At 58.1% G+C, this 14,791-nt stretch carries 14 protein-coding genes; 10 read left to right on the forward strand and 4 right to left on the reverse strand.

The genetic code is table 11. From position 1 onward, the window contains the following. The first annotated feature begins 234 nt into the window (after nt 1-234). From AC07OO_RS00170 to nosR, 7 genes are read left to right on the forward strand one after another with little or no spacing between them, the layout of a single operon-like run. A complete protein-coding gene (locus AC07OO_RS00170; protein WP_495080037.1) occupies nt 235-1,077 on the forward strand; it encodes an HDOD domain-containing protein in 843 nt (280 codons plus the stop codon). Between the two features lie 2 nt (nt 1,078-1,079). Further along, nucleotides 1,080-2,699 carry an EAL domain-containing protein gene (locus AC07OO_RS00175; protein ID WP_495080038.1) on the forward strand — a complete coding sequence of 540 codons (1,620 nt, stop codon included), beginning with the start codon at nt 1,080-1,082 and terminating at the stop codon, nt 2,697-2,699. Further along, nucleotides 2,696-2,866 carry a hypothetical protein gene (locus AC07OO_RS00180; protein WP_495080039.1) on the forward strand — a complete coding sequence of 57 codons (171 nt, stop codon included), beginning with the start codon at nt 2,696-2,698 and terminating at the stop codon, nt 2,864-2,866. Before AC07OO_RS00175 ends, AC07OO_RS00180 begins: the two co-directional genes overlap by 4 nt. Beyond that, nucleotides 2,863-3,705, forward strand: coding sequence for an HDOD domain-containing protein (locus AC07OO_RS00185; RefSeq protein WP_495080040.1), 843 nt, complete (start codon nt 2,863-2,865; stop codon nt 3,703-3,705). Before AC07OO_RS00180 ends, AC07OO_RS00185 begins: the two co-directional genes overlap by 4 nt. Nucleotides 3,706-3,718: 13 nt before the next feature. After that, nucleotides 3,719-5,140: an ATP-binding protein gene (locus tag AC07OO_RS00190; RefSeq protein ID WP_495080041.1), complete on the forward strand. Its 1,422-nt coding sequence runs from the start codon at nt 3,719-3,721 to the stop codon at nt 5,138-5,140. Between the two features lie 49 nt (nt 5,141-5,189). Beyond that, a complete protein-coding gene (locus AC07OO_RS00195) occupies nt 5,190-6,680 on the forward strand; it encodes an ATP-binding protein (RefSeq protein ID WP_495080042.1) in 1,491 nt (496 codons plus the stop codon). Continuing rightward, complete coding sequence (gene nosR / locus AC07OO_RS00200; protein WP_495080043.1) at nt 6,677-8,002, forward strand: response regulator c-di-GMP phosphodiesterase, NosR family; 1,326 nt, start codon at nt 6,677-6,679, stop codon at nt 8,000-8,002. The genes AC07OO_RS00195 and nosR overlap by 4 nt, the downstream gene beginning before the upstream one ends. Before the next feature lie 222 nt (nt 8,003-8,224). Here nosR and AC07OO_RS00205 read toward each other — a convergent pair whose 3' ends face one another. The 3 genes from AC07OO_RS00205 to AC07OO_RS00215 form a co-directional block, all read right to left on the reverse strand. Next, nucleotides 8,225-8,461 carry a hypothetical protein gene (locus AC07OO_RS00205; protein ID WP_495080044.1) on the reverse strand — a complete coding sequence of 79 codons (237 nt, stop codon included), beginning with the start codon at nt 8,459-8,461 and terminating at the stop codon, nt 8,225-8,227. Nucleotides 8,462-8,525: 64 nt separating this feature from the next. Further along, on the reverse strand, nt 8,526-10,208 hold the full coding sequence (locus AC07OO_RS00210) for an OFA family MFS transporter (protein WP_495080045.1): 1,683 nt from the start codon (nt 10,206-10,208) through the stop codon (nt 8,526-8,528). Nucleotides 10,209-10,317: 109 nt separating this feature from the next. Next, nucleotides 10,318-11,535 carry a YihY family inner membrane protein gene (locus AC07OO_RS00215; protein ID WP_495080046.1) on the reverse strand — a complete coding sequence of 406 codons (1,218 nt, stop codon included), beginning with the start codon at nt 11,533-11,535 and terminating at the stop codon, nt 10,318-10,320. Nucleotides 11,536-11,555: 20 nt separating this feature from the next. On the opposite strand from AC07OO_RS00215, the gene AC07OO_RS00220 reads away from it, so the two are divergent. The 3 genes from AC07OO_RS00220 to AC07OO_RS00230 are packed head-to-tail and all read left to right on the forward strand — an operon-like array spanning nt 11,556 to nt 14,112. Continuing rightward, on the forward strand, nt 11,556-11,990 hold the full coding sequence (locus AC07OO_RS00220; protein WP_495080047.1) for a DUF2069 domain-containing protein: 435 nt from the start codon (nt 11,556-11,558) through the stop codon (nt 11,988-11,990). Continuing rightward, a complete protein-coding gene (locus tag AC07OO_RS00225) occupies nt 11,987-13,447 on the forward strand; it encodes an FAD-binding oxidoreductase (RefSeq protein ID WP_495080048.1) in 1,461 nt (486 codons plus the stop codon). Before AC07OO_RS00220 ends, AC07OO_RS00225 begins: the two co-directional genes overlap by 4 nt. A gap of 2 nt (nt 13,448-13,449) precedes the next feature. After that, complete coding sequence (locus AC07OO_RS00230; RefSeq protein ID WP_495080049.1) at nt 13,450-14,112, forward strand: glutaredoxin family protein; 663 nt, start codon at nt 13,450-13,452, stop codon at nt 14,110-14,112. A 131-nt stretch (nt 14,113-14,243) separates the two neighbouring features. Here AC07OO_RS00230 and AC07OO_RS00235 read toward each other — a convergent pair whose 3' ends face one another. Further along, nucleotides 14,244-14,759: a hypothetical protein gene (locus AC07OO_RS00235; protein ID WP_495080050.1), complete on the reverse strand. Its 516-nt coding sequence runs from the start codon at nt 14,757-14,759 to the stop codon at nt 14,244-14,246. Nucleotides 14,760-14,791 lie beyond the last annotated feature (32 nt).

Below are 14,791 nucleotides of genomic sequence, written 5' to 3' on the forward strand. Positions count from 1 at the left end.
GTACACAAGTAGATGCTCTTCAACGACAGCACACCCAGATAGTTGTTGGAGGGGAATTGCGGCGTGCCGCTTGCATTCTTTCGAAAATATCTGCCCCTGTCAATCTGGGCTAGCATTCCAGGACCAAGCATCAAAATTACCCACTATATTTGGTAGGTCCAGTCATCATCCTTGGCGTGGTTAAACATAATCCGCATATTGACTGGTTATGTTGTTTGGGAACAAACTCAACCAATGACACCCGAACTCTCGCAAAAGCTGGCGGCGGCGGTGGATGGCATGCCGGCTTTTCCCCAAAGCGTCCAGAAAATCCTTGAGATGACGCGGGATGTTGCTTGCTCCCCAAAGGATCTTGTTCAGGTCATTGACAAAGACCCGATCATGACAGTGAAGGTGCTTAGGGTTGTCAATTCTGCGCACTACAGCCTGCCCAAACAGGTTACTTCCGTCGGCCATGCCGTTGTGTATCTGGGGTTCAATACCATCAAAAATCTGGCTCTGGGTATCGCAGCCATCGGGGTGCTGCCGCTGGGGAATATTGCAGGTTTCGATGGGCAGCAGTATTTGTTGCATTCGCTGTCGACCGCGGTGCTTGCCAAGCAACTGGCCCATCGCGTGCCTGATGTGGAACCGATGGAATGCTTCATTGCCGGGCTGCTGCACGATTTCGGGAAAGTCGTGTTTGCGCGGCACATGCCACTCGAGTTTCGCAGGGCATTGGAATACAGCCTGTGGAATGAATCGTCCTTGCACGAAGCGCTGCGCGAAATCATCGGGGTAGACCATGCGGTGGTCGGAGCGATGCTGGTGGAGAAGTGGCGCTTTGCGCCTAACCTCATCGAAACGATCCGCTACCAATACGGACAGGAGATGAAAGATACCAGCATGATCGCTTGCGTATTCGCTGCCAACCAGATCAGCAAGAAATTGGCTTTCGGATTTGCCGGAAATCCCTATGTAGACGAACTCCCGCCCGCTATCGCGGCGCGACTGGGTGGCTCGCTGGACGAAGTCATCGCATCCCTGGGTGACCTAAACCTGGTGTTCAAAGAAGCCAAGATGTTTCTCAATATATGACCATGGATGCTTCCCCCACGCCCGATATGGCTGCGGCTTTGCGCAATGCGGCGGAGCGCGGTGAGCTGCAGGTTTTGTACCAACCGGTGGTGAGTTTGCTAACGGGAAAAATCAGCGGCATGGAAGCGCTGCTGCGTTGGAACAGCCCGGAGTTGAGCTCCGTGGCACCAGTCACCTTCATCCCTGTTGCCGAGGAGTCCGGCCTGATCGATGAAATTGGTCTTTGGGTGCTGCGCAAGGTGTGCCAGGACATTCGAACTTTGCTGGACGGAGGGTTTGACATTCCCCATGTTGCCGTCAACATTTCAACGATTCAGTTTCGCGATCCGCAACTGGTCCAGCATGTGCAACGCGCACTGAATGACTTCCAAATTGAGGCCCACCGTCTGCACATTGAAATCACCGAGTCTTCGCTGATGGATGATGTGAGCCGCTGCGAAGCCATACTCCTGGCTCTGAAGGAAATGGGGTTGCGCTTGTCTCTGGACGACTTCGGCACCGGATACTCGTCCTTGAGCTATCTCAAGCGTTATCCATTCAGCAAGGTCAAGATAGACCAGTCCTTCGTGCGGGACATTGAAACCAATCAGGCAGACGCGGTGATTGTCAACGTGATCGTCGCCATGGCCCACGGATTGGGGCTGGAGGTGATTGCCGAAGGCGTGGAGACGGAAGCCCAATGCGAAATCATGCGCACCAGTGTGTGTGACGAAATTCAGGGCTACTTCTTTTCCCAGCCGGTCGATCTGATGTCTATCCAGGCACTGTTGGCTGAGGGGCGACAACTGCCCTCGCATTTGCTGCGCTTTCGCGCACCACCGCGAACGCTGCTCTTGGTGGATGATGAGCCCAATGTGCTGGCCTCGCTCAAGCGCCTGTTCAGACGCGATGGACACGTCATCCATACCGCCAGCGGCGGAGCCGAGGGCCTGGAAGTTTTAGCCAAGCAAAAAATAGACGTCATCATGTCGGACCAACGCATGCCCGGTATGACAGGCGTGGAGTTTTTGCGCGCCGCAAAGGCACAGTACCCGGAGACCATCCGCATCATTCTCTCGGGTTACGCCGAATTGCAGTATGTGGCCGAAGCCATCAACGAAGGCGCCATCTACCGCTTTTTGACCAAACCGTGGGACGATGATCAATTGCGGGACCAGGTGCAGCGGGCATTTGAGCACTGCGAGTTGCAGGAAAAAAACCAGCAGCTTGACATAAAAATCCGCGCCAGCAACCGTGACTTGGTTGCGATCAATCGGAAGTTGAGTGAGGCCATTGACACCAATCGCAAGCAAATTGACCGGGGTGAAGTGAGTCTGGCAATTGCACGCGAGGCCTTGCAATTTGTGCCAACGCCCATTGTGGGTGTTGACGATGAAGGCTTGGTTATTTTTGCCAATACTGCCGCCGAAGCATTGTTTGCACCCTATGGCCCGCTGATCGGCATGGAACTGACCGAGGCACTCCCCATGGTCGCATCGGTACTTGACGGCATGGTGGAAGGCGAAATTGGCACGCTGTCCCTGGACGGGCATACCCAGTCAGTCAAATGGCATCGCATGGGAAAGACGTCCCGTTCCATTGGCAAGCTGGTTCTTTTTTCTGGTCGGGGTACGTGGTCATGATGAATGAAGAACAACCATCTGGCACGCCGCCGCCCGAGTTGCAGGACAAGGCTGCTCCAACGGAATTGATACGACTCGCGCATTTGTTTCGGCATTGGAAGGCAGCACCGGCAGACCGGTTCCTGTTCGACTTGGTGAAGCGCTATCGCGAGGATCAATCACCATGACGGCCTTGCACTTGGACGACGTCATGAAGGGAGTCCGCAGCCTGCCCGCGCTGCCCATGGTGGTGCAAGAGCTGTTGCTGAGCATCGACCAAGACGACGTCAATGTGGCGGAGTTGGCAAGAAAGATTGCGCTAGACCCCGGCTTGACCGCCCGGTCATTGCGCTTGGCCAATTCATCGTTCTATGGCATGACCAACCAAGTCAACACGATCCAGGAGGCCATCACCATTCTGGGGTTTAGAACCATGCGCGGCGTGGTGACCACAGCCGCTTTGTTGGGTGCCTTTGCCGCAGACACAAAAACCAGCTTCAAGGTAAATGCGTTTTGGCGGCATGCCATCGGGACCGCATTGTGTGCAAGAGAGCTGGCGCCTTACCTCAAGGTCAACCCTGAACATGCCTACACCTCGGGCCTGTTGCACGACGTGGGTCGGTTGGTGCTGGTGACCCGCTTCCCGATTGAGTATGAGGCGGTCATGGCGCACCGCGCGCAGCAGGACTGCAGCCTTTTGGACGCGGAGCGTGCGGTGCTCAACATTGACCATGCGGAGGTGGGCCATTGGTTGACCACCCACTGGAAGTTTCCGGATGCCATGCAGCACGCGGTTGCCACCCACCACCAGGCGCTGTCCGATGCGATCACGCCGTTGGGCTCTGTGCTGGTTGCAGCAGACAGCATTGCGCACGCTTTAGGCCTATCCATGGACGAAGACGACAGCGTGCCCTACGTGCCTGCTGAGTTTTGGCGGGAATTGGGGGTAGGTGACAAAGAGTTGCTGCGGTCTTTCGCAAAAGTCGAAAAGCAATTCGCAGGTGCAAGTCTGATTCTGAACACATGACTGGGAGCGCGCTATGAAGGAAATCAGCCAGGCCAATGTATTTGATGACAGCCCGGTCCCTACCTTCGTGATCAACCTGGAACATGTGGTCACCCATTTCAACAAGGCCTGCGCCAACATTTTGGGCATTTCCGCCAGCGAAGTCCTTGGAAAGAAAAATGTGGGCCATGTCTTCTACGGCAAGGAGCGCCCCGTCATGGCCGATCTGATTGTGGATGGCGCCATAAAGGAAATCATTGACGATCTATACCAAAGCAGCTATCGCAGTTCTCTTACCGTGCCCGATGCCTATGAAGCAGAGGGTTTCTTTCCCCGACTGGGAGCTTCGGGGCGGTGGCTATTTTTTACCGCTGCACCCTTGCGCAATGCCGATGGCGAAATCGTGGGAGCCATCGAAACGCTGCAAGACATCACTGAACGCAAAGTGGTTGACGATGCGCTGCTCAAAGCACAGTTGGAGGTGGAGCAAATCGTCGAACAGCGCACAGCACAATTAGCCGAAGCCAACCAAACTTTGCGGGATGACGTGACCCGGCGGGAACTCGCGGAGCAGGAGTTGATGCGCAGAAACACCGAGCTCAATGCCCTCAACGCCAAGCTATCTTTGGCCCAGGAGAGCTTGGTTCAGTCGGAAAAAATGGCGTCGATCGGTCAGCTGGCCGCCGGCGTGGCCCACGAGATCAACAACCCCATTGGCTATATCTTTTCCAATTTTGGAACCCTCGAAAAATACCTGGCCGAATTGTTCCAAATGCTGAGCGCGTATGAGAAGGCAGAAGCGACTTGCTCAGACGCGCGCATGGCGTCGGAGATTGCTGCACTGAAGAACGCCATAGAACTGGAGTTCCTCAAGGAAGACATTCCAACCCTGATGAGCGAGTCCAAGGAAGGCATCGTGCGGGTGCGCAAAATTGTTCAGGATCTGAAGGACTTTTCGCACGTGGACGCGACAACGGATTGGCAGTTTTCCAATCTGAACCAGGGCATAGATTCCACGCTCAACGTGGTCAACAGCGAGATCAAATACAAGGCCGACGTCGTCAAAGAATACGGGGAGTTGCCGCTGGTCCAGTGCATGTCGTCTCAGATCAACCAGGTGGTGATGAATCTGGTGGTCAATGCTGCCCATGCCATTGGCAGCGAGCGCGGAAAAATCACGATCCGAACCGGCGTAGAAAACGGCAATGCCTGGTTCTCGGTGACCGATACCGGAGCCGGAATCCCGAAGGAGGTGTTGCCGCGCATATTCGACCCGTTCTACACCACCAAGCCCATCGGCAAAGGGACGGGTCTGGGTTTGTCACTGTCGTACGGGATCATCCAAAAACACCATGGCTCCATTGATGTGCAAACCGAAATAGGCAAAGGCACCACATTCCGCGTCACGATGCCGGTGAATCAACCGGCCACAGTGCCGACGGCACTGGCGACCTGAATTGGTTTGAACACCAGCATGCAAGACGACGTGGAAGGAAATAATTTTGATGTCCACTGACGAGCCAACGGGCCACAACGGCCTGGTGTTTGCAGACGAAAGAGCTGAAGACCATGGTGCGTTGCAGCCTGCATGGTGCGTGGTACTGGTCGACGATGACGATACGGTTCATGCAACAACGCGACTTGCGTTGAAAGGATTCGAATTTCAGCAAAAAGGGCTCGAGCTGGTGATCGCCCGCTCCGGGGCTGAGGGGCGGCAGATTTTTGAATCTCGCAGCGACATCGCGTTGGCCATTGTGGATGTGGTGATGGAAACGGAGCATGCGGGGCTTGAACTGGTTCACTACATCCGCAACAGCTTGCACAACCACCATACGCGCTTGGTCTTGCGCACAGGGCAGTCGGGTCAGGCTCCTGAAGACAAAGTCATCCGGGAATATGAAATCGATGACTACAAGGAAAAGTCCGAAATGACGATCCGAAAGTTGCATACGCTGCTGTACAGCAAACTGCGGGCCTACCATTCCTTGTGCCTTCTGGACGAGCAGCGCAGCGGTTTGGAACAAGTCGTTGCGCAGCGTACCGTGCAACTGGCTGAGACCAACCGAACTTTGCGGGATGACGTGAACCGGCGTGAACTCGCTGAGCAAGAGCTACTGCGCAGAAACACCGAACTCAATGCCCTCAACGCCAAGCTGACCTTGGCCCAAGAGAGCCTGATCCAGTCGGAAAAAATGGCGTCGATCGGTCAGTTGGCCGCCGGCGTTGCCCATGAGATCAACAACCCCATTGGCTATATCTTTTCCAATTTTGGAACCTTGGAGACCTATCTCACCGATCTGTTTCAGATGCTCAGTGCGTATGAGAAAGCAGAGGCCGCTTGTTCGGACCCACGCATGGTGTCCGATATCGTGGCACTGAAGAACGCCATAGAACTGGAGTTTCTCAAGGAGGACATTCCAACCCTGATGAGCGAGTCCAAGGAAGGCATCGTGCGGGTGCGCAAAATTGTTCAGGATCTGAAGGACTTTTCACACGTGGACGCGACAACGGATTGGCAGTTTTCCAATCTGAACCAGGGCATAGATTCCACGCTCAACGTGGTCAACAGCGAGATCAAATACAAGGCCGACGTCGTCAAGGAATACGGGGAGTTGCCGCTGGTCCAGTGCATGTCGTCTCAGATCAACCAGGTGGTGATGAATCTGGTGGTCAATGCTGCCCATGCCATTGGCAGCGAGCGCGGAAAAATCACGATCCGAACCGGCGTTGAAAACGGCAATGCCTGGTTCTCGGTGACCGACACCGGAGCCGGAATCCCGAAGGAGGTGTTGCCGCGCATATTCGACCCGTTCTACACCACCAAGCCCATCGGCAAAGGGACGGGTCTGGGTCTGTCGCTGTCATACGGCATCATCCAAAAACACCATGGCTCCATTGATGTGCAAACCGAAATAGGCAAAGGCACCACATTCCGCGTCACGATTCCCGCGAGCCAACCGATTGACGAACACCCAGCCCCTGAGAGGACAACATGAATCCTGACCAGCCTACACCTGAGGTCTCTGTCTCGGTGGCACCCACCATCTTGTGTGTGGACGACGAGCCCAACATCTTGTCGGCCTTGCGGCGCCTTTTTCGTGGCGAGGGCTTTCAAGTAAAAACGGCCGTGGGCGGTGCCGCCGGCCTTGCATTGCTGGAGACCGAGGCCGTGGATCTGGTCATTTCCGACATGCGCATGCCCGAGATGGACGGAGCCGAATTTCTGCAAAAGGTGCGTGAACGCTGGCCCGACACGGTGCGCCTGTTGCTGACGGGGTATTCGGAAGTCTCCTCCATCATTGGCGCCATCAACCGCGGTGAAATCTACCGTTACATCACCAAGCCGTGGGATGACCATGACATCGTTCTGATCGTGCGCCAAGCGCTGGAACGTCGAGCCTTGGACCAGGAAAGAAAGCGACTGGAACAACTCACGGTGGACCAAAACGAAGAGTTGAAGACTCTGAACGCCAGCTTGGAAAGCAAAGTCGCAGCACGCACCGCCGAACTGGGCATTGCCAACGAAAAGCTCAAGGCGAATTTCGTTACGTCTATCAAAATATTTTCTACGCTGATTGAAATGCGTGGGGGCAATCTTTCCGGGCACTCGCGTCGCACCGCGGATTTGTCCAGGAAGATTGCATTGACAATGAAGTTGGACAGCAAGCTGGCTCAGGAAATATTCATCGCCGGGCTGCTCCATGAAATTGGCAAAGTGGGGTTTACCGATGAACTGCTCAAAACCCCGGTGGCGATGATGACAGCGGTGCAACTGGATGCCTATCGTGGGCATATCGTGCAAGCTGAACAGTTGTTGATGCCCTTGGTGGATTTGAAAACCGCCACGGAAATCATTTGCGCGCAGTTCGAGCGCTTTGACGGGTCTGGATTCCCCGAAAAGATAGCCGGCAGCAATATTCCCATTGGCGCCAGAATATTGGCGGTCGCCAGCGACTTCGATAGCATGCAGATCGGGACAATGACCCAGCGAAAGCTCACGGCGGAAGATGCCAAGATCATCATTGGCCATGGTAGCGGCAAGCGCTATGACCCCGACGTGGTAACCGCGTTTCTGGAATTACTGGGTGGCGGCGCACGGGAAGAGGCCGATGCCGGACGCAAGGGCGAAATGGCGGTGGTGGCGAATGATCTGGAAGTAGGAATGGTGCTGGCGCGTGACCTCATCACGCCCAGTGGCATGCTCATGTTGTCAACAAACCACGTCCTGGACGCGCGCCTGATTGGAAAAATACTCAATTTCCAAAGAACGGGCGGCATTCAGTTGACCGCATACATCCAAGTCCCAAAGAAGCAATAAGCCAAAGTTTCGCCGCACATTGCGACGATGCAGGCGAGGAAGGGCATGCCCCAATGCCCGACGTCCCACTGAAGCCTCCTTGAAATCTTGAGCCAGTTGGAAGTAGAGAAAATCCCCCCGACGGAGACTCTACGTGAAGAAATCAAAGTTCAGCGAAACCAAATCGCCTGCATGGCTGAAAAAGGAGCGAGGCTTCTACCCGAGCCGGTCTACGATGCCGTATTACTCGGCTTTTCTCTTCGCGTGAAACGCCGCAGACACCTTGTCGTATTCATCCCCCGGATCAATCACCCGCGGCACGCTGTTGCCGCCGCTCCATTCCTGCTTGATCTCGGTGATGCTCACGTCTTCTTCAAACGGCGATTCGACAACCTTGACCGAATAGTTCCGGTCGAGGATGTGAACCCGGTACCAGGCCGTCATGCCGTCGGAGTGCGTCCAATAGGGTTTCATCGCCACTTCATCATAGGGTCATAAGGGCAGGCCCCACACCCGGTGCAAGGCCTGTCGTTGCCCATTGTCGTCAAATAAACAGTTTGGAAACGCTCAAGCCCGTGCGGTAAACGCCCCAAGCCAATGGCAACCCCACCGCCAGCCAGGCCAGCAGCACGATGGCAGGGTTGCTGGCCCTATCAACGACCGCTAAAGCACCCACCGCAGCGTCCGCGCGGCTTGCCGCCATCGCAGCCGCCCGTTCATGACCCAGTCGCCGCTCCTCGGCCAACTCGGCATCTGTCATGAACCATTTGTCGGCCAAGGGGCGGACCAGCGAATTGCAGATCAAGCCCACCACCAACATGCCGACCAGGATGTACATGGTCTGGTTGTAGACCTGCTCGCGCGGGATGCCCAACCCCAGCTGGTACTCCCGCATGCCATTGATGACAACAGGCCCCAGCACGCCGGCCGTGGCCCACGCGGTGAGCAGACGCCCGTGGATGGCGCCTACCATCTGCGTACCAAAGATGTCAGCCAAATAGGCCGGCACCGTGGCGAAACCGCCGCCGTACATGCTCAAGATGACGCAAAAGGCTGCGATGAACAGCAAAATACTCCCAGCCGCCGCGCTGCTGGGCACGCTGAAATACAAGACACCGCCCAGTATGAAGAACACCACATAGGTCATCTTGCGGCCCATCAGGTCCGACAGGCTGGCCCAGAAGAAGCGCCCGCCAATGTTGAACAAACTCAGCAGTGCGGTAAAGCCCGCTGCCACACCCGCAATGGCGGTCAATTGCGCCTTGTCCAACTCCACAAACTTTTGTGGTACGCCAATCAATGCGCCGCCAAACACCTCTTGCAGCATGGGCGATGCCATGCCGATGACGCCGATACCGGCGCTCACGTTCATGCATAGCACCATCCAGATCAGCCAAAACTGTGGAATGCCCCAGACCTTGCGCACATGCACATGGCGTTGCGTAATGGCGGTGTTGCTGGCCTGTGCGGGTGGCGGTGTCCAGCCTGCGGGTTTCCAGCCGATGGCGGGCACACGGTAGCCCAGTGCGCCGGCCATCATGAACACGAAATAGACCAGGGCCATGACAACAAAGGTCTTCTCCACACCCACATCCGTAGCACTTGCAAAGTACTTCATCAGCTCATTGGCCAACGGCGAACCGATCACGGCGCCACCACCAAAGCCCATGATGGCCATGCCCGTGGCCATGCCACGCCGGTCCGGGAACCACTTGATCAGCGTAGACACGGGCGAGATATAGCCCAGCCCCAGGCCTATGCCGCCAATGACGCCGGAGCCCAAGACCATCATCCATAACTGGTGCGTGTGGATTCCCAGCGCAGATACCAGCATGCCACCGCACCAGCACACGGCCGACACGACACCCGCCTTGCGCGGGCCCGCATGCTCCAGCCAACCACCCCACAGCGCCGCCGAGCTACCCAGGAAGACGAAGAACAGCGTGTACATCCAGTTCAGCGTGGCGATGTTCCAGTTGCAATCGGTAGCGGTGAACTCCGCCAAACCCGCAGCGATGGAGCCCCAGAACCCGGCGCCTTTTGCACAGGCTGCCACGCCCGCCGACGACAGCGTCTTGGACAACGGCAACCAAAACACCGAAAAGCCATAGGCCATGCCTATGCACAAATGGATGGCCAAGGCCGCAGGTGGAACCAGCCAACGGTTGAACCCTGGCCCCGCAATGATGCGTTCCTTGTCTAGAAAACCGGGTGATGCAGATGACACTGTTGTCTCCAATCTTGAGTTGTTTTTGATCGACCGCTCAGCGCGCACCTGCGCAGGCAGCCGCGCGATATCCTACAGTGTCAATGTAAACACGAAACCGCTCACAAATTTATAGCACTTCACGTAGGGTAATCGAGGGCCAGCGGCCGATTTGCCATAACCGCTCGGTCTCGTGCGTGCGCTCAACCAACCAGGCGCTCAAGAGCGGCTCCAGCGGCGTGGTACTGGGGTCGACCAGCAGCACGTAGCGCGCTTCAGCCCCGGGCTCCAGTGTTTCGCGCAACTGGCCTATCCAGTCGAAGGACGTCAGCGTCTGCAGCAGCGGCTCCAGGCGCAGGGGGTCCACCTGCAGTACCTTGCACAGCTGCTCCAGCGTCAGGCCCTTGGCCTCTTGCGTGCGCGTGCGCTCCAGCTGCTGCACCACCTCCAGAGACAGCTGGAAGCGCCAGCCATGCGGCAGGCGGCGCAGTGTGCCGCCTGCCAGCAGGCTGGGCAAATACGCTGTGAGCGCCGCACCCAGCAGCACGATGACCCAGGCCATGTAGATCCAAACGAGCAAGATGGGCAATGTGGCAAAGGCTCCATACACCGCTGAGTAGGTGGGCACGCTGCTCAAGTAGGCCGTGAGGCCGCGCTTGGCCAGTTCCATACCGGTGGACACAAAGATGCCGCCTATCCAGGCGTGGCCCCAACGCACATGGGTGTTGGGAACCCAGCGGAACATCAAGGCCATGCCGGCTGCCACCAGTATGAATTGCAAGATATTGAGCAGCAGCGAGACGCCGCCCGGCATGTCGCTGACCACGCCGCGCGAAAACGACACGGCGTATGAGGTCAGGTTCAGGCTCAGTGCCAACACCACGGGCCCCAGCGTGATGGCCGTCCAGTAGATCAGCACCCGCTGCGCAAACGGGCGCGGCTTGCGCACACGCCAGATGTTGTTCAACGTGCGGTCAATGGTGAACACCAAGGCCAGCGCCGTGCCCAAGAGCACGGCCAGGCCCAGCCCACCCAGCTTGCTGGCCTGCCCGGCGAACTGGTTGAGGTAGCCCAGCACCTGGCGGGCAATATTGTCTGGCACCAGGCTCTCGATCAGCCACTTTTGCAGCACGGTCTGGAACTTGGCGAACATGGGAAAGGCCGTGAACACAGCCAACGCCACGGTGATGAAGGGCACAAGCGCAATGGTGGTGGTAAAGGTCAGGCTGCTGGCGGTCAGGCCCAGGCGGTCTTCGCGAAAGCGCTCCCGCAGGGTGCGGATAGCGTCCAGCCATGGGATTTGGGCGACTTCCTTGAGCCAGCCTCTTAGACGTTGAAGTTGTTGCATGCCGCTATGATGCCACCGACATGAACACGTCCGGCCCCTCGCACCCCCCTCCCCCCTCCGTCAATCTCACCCGCTGGCTCGCCGTGGGCAGCGTGCTCGCCCTGATCGTGCTGGCTCTGGCCTGGGAGCTGGTTCTGGCGCCACTGCGCCCGGGCGGCTCATGGCTGGCCCTCAAAGCCCTGCCCCTGTGCATACCGCTGGCCGGCCTGCTGAAGAACCGCCTCTACACCTACCGCTGGGTCAGCCTGGTGGTGTGGCTGTATTTCATCGAGGGCGTGGTGCGCGCCTGGAGTGATAAGGCGCCCGGCAACCTCTTGGCCCTGCTGGAGATTGTGCTGTGCATAGTCCTGTTTGTGGCCTGCGCCCTGCATGTGCGCCTGCGCCTGGGCCCGCGCGGTGCCCTTAAGTACCCAGAACAGTACCCCGAGAAACCAGACGAGCAAGCAACACCATGAGCGACAAACATCTGCAGCTACTCGCACAACTGCGCGACATCGTCGGCACTGACCATGTGCTGACCGCACAAACCCATGGCGACCTCAGCCAGTGGGAGCAAGACTGGCGCAAGCGCGAACGCGGCCATGCGCTGGCCGTGGTGCGCCCGGCCAACACGCCCCAGGTGGCCGCCGTGGTCAAGGCCTGCGCGGCGGCAGGCGTGAGCATCGTGCCCCAAGGCGGTAACACCGGCATGGTGGTGGGCTCGACGCCCGACGCCAGCGGCAACCAGGTCGTGCTGAGCCTGCTGCGCATGAACACCGTGCGCGCGCTGGACGGCGGCAACCTGACGGTGACGGTAGACGCCGGCTGCGTGCTGCAGACCCTTCAAGAGGTGTGCGAGAAGGCGGGGTTTCTATTCCCCTTGAGCCTGGCCGCCGAGGGCAGTTGCACGATTGGCGGCAATCTGGGCACCAATGCCGGTGGCACGCAGGTGGTGCGCTATGGCAATACGCGGGAGCTGTGCCTGGGCCTGGAAGTGGTCACTGCCCAGGGCGAGATCTGGGATGGACTCTCTGGCCTGCGCAAGGACAACACCGGCTACGACCTGCGCCATCTGATGATTGGCTCCGAAGGCACGCTGGGCATCATCACCGCCGCCACGATGAAGCTCTACCCCCTGCCCGTGGCCCAGCTCACCGCCTTTGCGGCCGTGCCCTCGCTGGAGGCCGCGGTGCAACTGCTGGGCCTGGCGCACCAGCACCTGAGCGCGGGGTTGACCGGTTTTGAGGTCATGGGCAAGTTCGCGCTGAGCCTGGTGACCAAGCACTTTCCGCAACAGCGCGTGCCGTTCCAGGACAGTGATGCGCCCTACTGCGTCGTGCTTGAGAATTCGGATCAGGAGTCAGAGGCCCACGCCCGCGAGCGCTTCGAGCGCTTGCTGGAAGTAGCCATGGAAGATGGCTGCGTGCTGGACGCCATCGTGGCCGAGAATATCGCCCAGGCCCGCGCACTGTGGCATATCCGCGAGAGCATCCCGCTGGCGCAAGCGCAAGAGGGGCTCAACATCAAGCACGACATCTCCATTGCCGTCTCGCGCATCCCGGAGTTCGTGCGCCAGACCGATGCCCTGCTGCAGCAAGCCTACTCCGGCGCCCGCCTGGTCAACTACGGCCACCTGGGCGACGGCAACCTGCATTACAACGTGCAAGCCCCGGCCGGAGCGGATGCCGAGGCCTTTTTGCGCGACGACGAAAAGGGCGTCAACGCCATCGTCTACGACATGGTGGACCAATTCAAGGGCTCCATCAGCGCCGAACACGGCATTGGCAGCCTGAAACGCGACAAGCTGGTGCAGCACAAGTCCACCGTCGCTTTGGGCATGATGCGCGCCATCAAGCAGGCGCTGGACCCGCAGAACACGATGAACCCGGGGCGCATGCTGTCAGTGGCGTCAACCCACACTGGGCTGAATTAAACATGCAAAAACTGCTACTCGTCGTGCTGCTCGCCTTTGGCAGCTACAAGTTCTACCAGAACAGGGCCTATTGGCTGCCGCAGGCCGGTGCCTTCGACAAGAGCGGCAAGCCCCTGGTCGTGCTGTTTGTCGGCCCTGGCTGCGGGGAGCCCTGCACCCGGGTGGCTGGTGTCCTGAACAAGCGCGGGGTGCAGTTTGAGCAGATCAGTGTTGCAGGCCCCGACGGCGCGCCGGTAGCCAACAAATACCACATCACCCGCTATCCCACGACCTTGGTGGGCAAGCAAGAGGTTCTGGGCGACGACACCCCGCGCATCAGCGCCGCGCTGGCCGAAGCCTATGGCAAGGACGTGCTGACCCGCGTCGAACAAATCGCCATGGACCGGCATTTTGATGCCCAGGGCAAGCCCAAGGTCGTCATGTATGGCACTGGCTGGTGCCCCTACTGCAAACAGCAAAGGGCATTCTTCGCCGACAACAAGATCGCCTACGAAGAGATCGACGTGGAGGCCTCGCAGCCCAATGAGCTGGCCTACCAGATGCTGCAGGGCAACGGCTACCCACTGACCTACGTGGGCTACCGCCGCTTTTCCGGCTTTCAGGATGCCGAGATCGTGACGGCGCTGGCGGAGCTATCCAAACTGAAAGTGGCCAGCGTGCGTTGAGCCACACCCAATTGCTACTTATTTAGTAGCGACACAGGTCCATTTTACGAGGGCTGCAGCCCAGTTTTTCTTGGAGAGCCCTTAAACAAACCCATATTGGGTAGAAATTAAGCCCTCCAGAAGCCTGCCTCCTACTTGCGGACGGTGCCGGGGTTTCCAGGATTCACAGGAATCGGGTTGGTGCGGTTGATGGGGTTGACCGGATTGGCCAGGCCAATCGTTGGCTTGGCCTTTACGGTGAAGGTGGCGTTGGCCATGCCCAGGCAGCTGACCGCCTGGCCCGATGGCGCACCGCTCTTGCCAACCAGGGTGTAGACGCCGGGGGTGGCGATACCGAACTGCACTGTGTAGTCGTAATTGTTGGTATCGCTCTGCATTCTGTGGGTTCCGCCCTTGACCTGCATATTGCTGGCATCCATGACCGCCCAGCTGGCGTTGCAATCCACACCGTAGCTGCCATCGGTGATGCTGAGCTTCATTGTGATGATGTCGTTCACAAACACCGAGTTGGGGGTGGCGCTGATCGCCGACACATTGCCACCGGCGGCAAATGCGGCGCCGGCGGATGCCAGCAAGGCCACGGCCAGCGTGCGTGCCAACAGTTGCTTGTGGTTGCTAAGGAATGGGCGGATGTTGCGTGCTTGCATGAAGATTCTCCTAATAAATCAATTGAGCTTGC

It is taken from the genome of Rhodoferax sp. GW821-FHT07G04, from assembly GCF_059418585.1.

What these genes read in the sequence shown, in the direction of transcription:
- AC07OO_RS00170 (WP_495080037.1), top strand. Translation starts at nt 235, where the DNA reads ATGACACCCGAACTCTCGCAAAAGCTGGCGGCGGCGGTGGATGGCATG.
- AC07OO_RS00175 (WP_495080038.1), top strand. Translation starts at nt 1,080, where the DNA reads ATGGATGCTTCCCCCACGCCCGATATGGCTGCGGCTTTGCGCAATGCG.
- AC07OO_RS00180 (WP_495080039.1), top strand. Translation starts at nt 2,696, where the DNA reads ATGATGAATGAAGAACAACCATCTGGCACGCCGCCGCCCGAGTTGCAG.
- AC07OO_RS00185 (WP_495080040.1), top strand. Translation starts at nt 2,863, where the DNA reads ATGACGGCCTTGCACTTGGACGACGTCATGAAGGGAGTCCGCAGCCTG.
- AC07OO_RS00190 (WP_495080041.1), top strand. Translation starts at nt 3,719, where the DNA reads ATGAAGGAAATCAGCCAGGCCAATGTATTTGATGACAGCCCGGTCCCT.
- AC07OO_RS00195 (WP_495080042.1), top strand. Translation starts at nt 5,190, where the DNA reads ATGTCCACTGACGAGCCAACGGGCCACAACGGCCTGGTGTTTGCAGAC.
- nosR (WP_495080043.1), top strand. Translation starts at nt 6,677, where the DNA reads ATGAATCCTGACCAGCCTACACCTGAGGTCTCTGTCTCGGTGGCACCC.
- AC07OO_RS00215 (WP_495080046.1), bottom strand. Translation starts at nt 11,535, where the DNA reads ATGCAACAACTTCAACGTCTAAGAGGCTGGCTCAAGGAAGTCGCCCAA.
- AC07OO_RS00220 (WP_495080047.1), top strand. Translation starts at nt 11,556, where the DNA reads ATGAACACGTCCGGCCCCTCGCACCCCCCTCCCCCCTCCGTCAATCTC.
- AC07OO_RS00225 (WP_495080048.1), top strand. Translation starts at nt 11,987, where the DNA reads ATGAGCGACAAACATCTGCAGCTACTCGCACAACTGCGCGACATCGTC.
- AC07OO_RS00230 (WP_495080049.1), top strand. Translation starts at nt 13,450, where the DNA reads ATGCAAAAACTGCTACTCGTCGTGCTGCTCGCCTTTGGCAGCTACAAG.
- AC07OO_RS00235 (WP_495080050.1), bottom strand. Translation starts at nt 14,759, where the DNA reads ATGCAAGCACGCAACATCCGCCCATTCCTTAGCAACCACAAGCAACTG.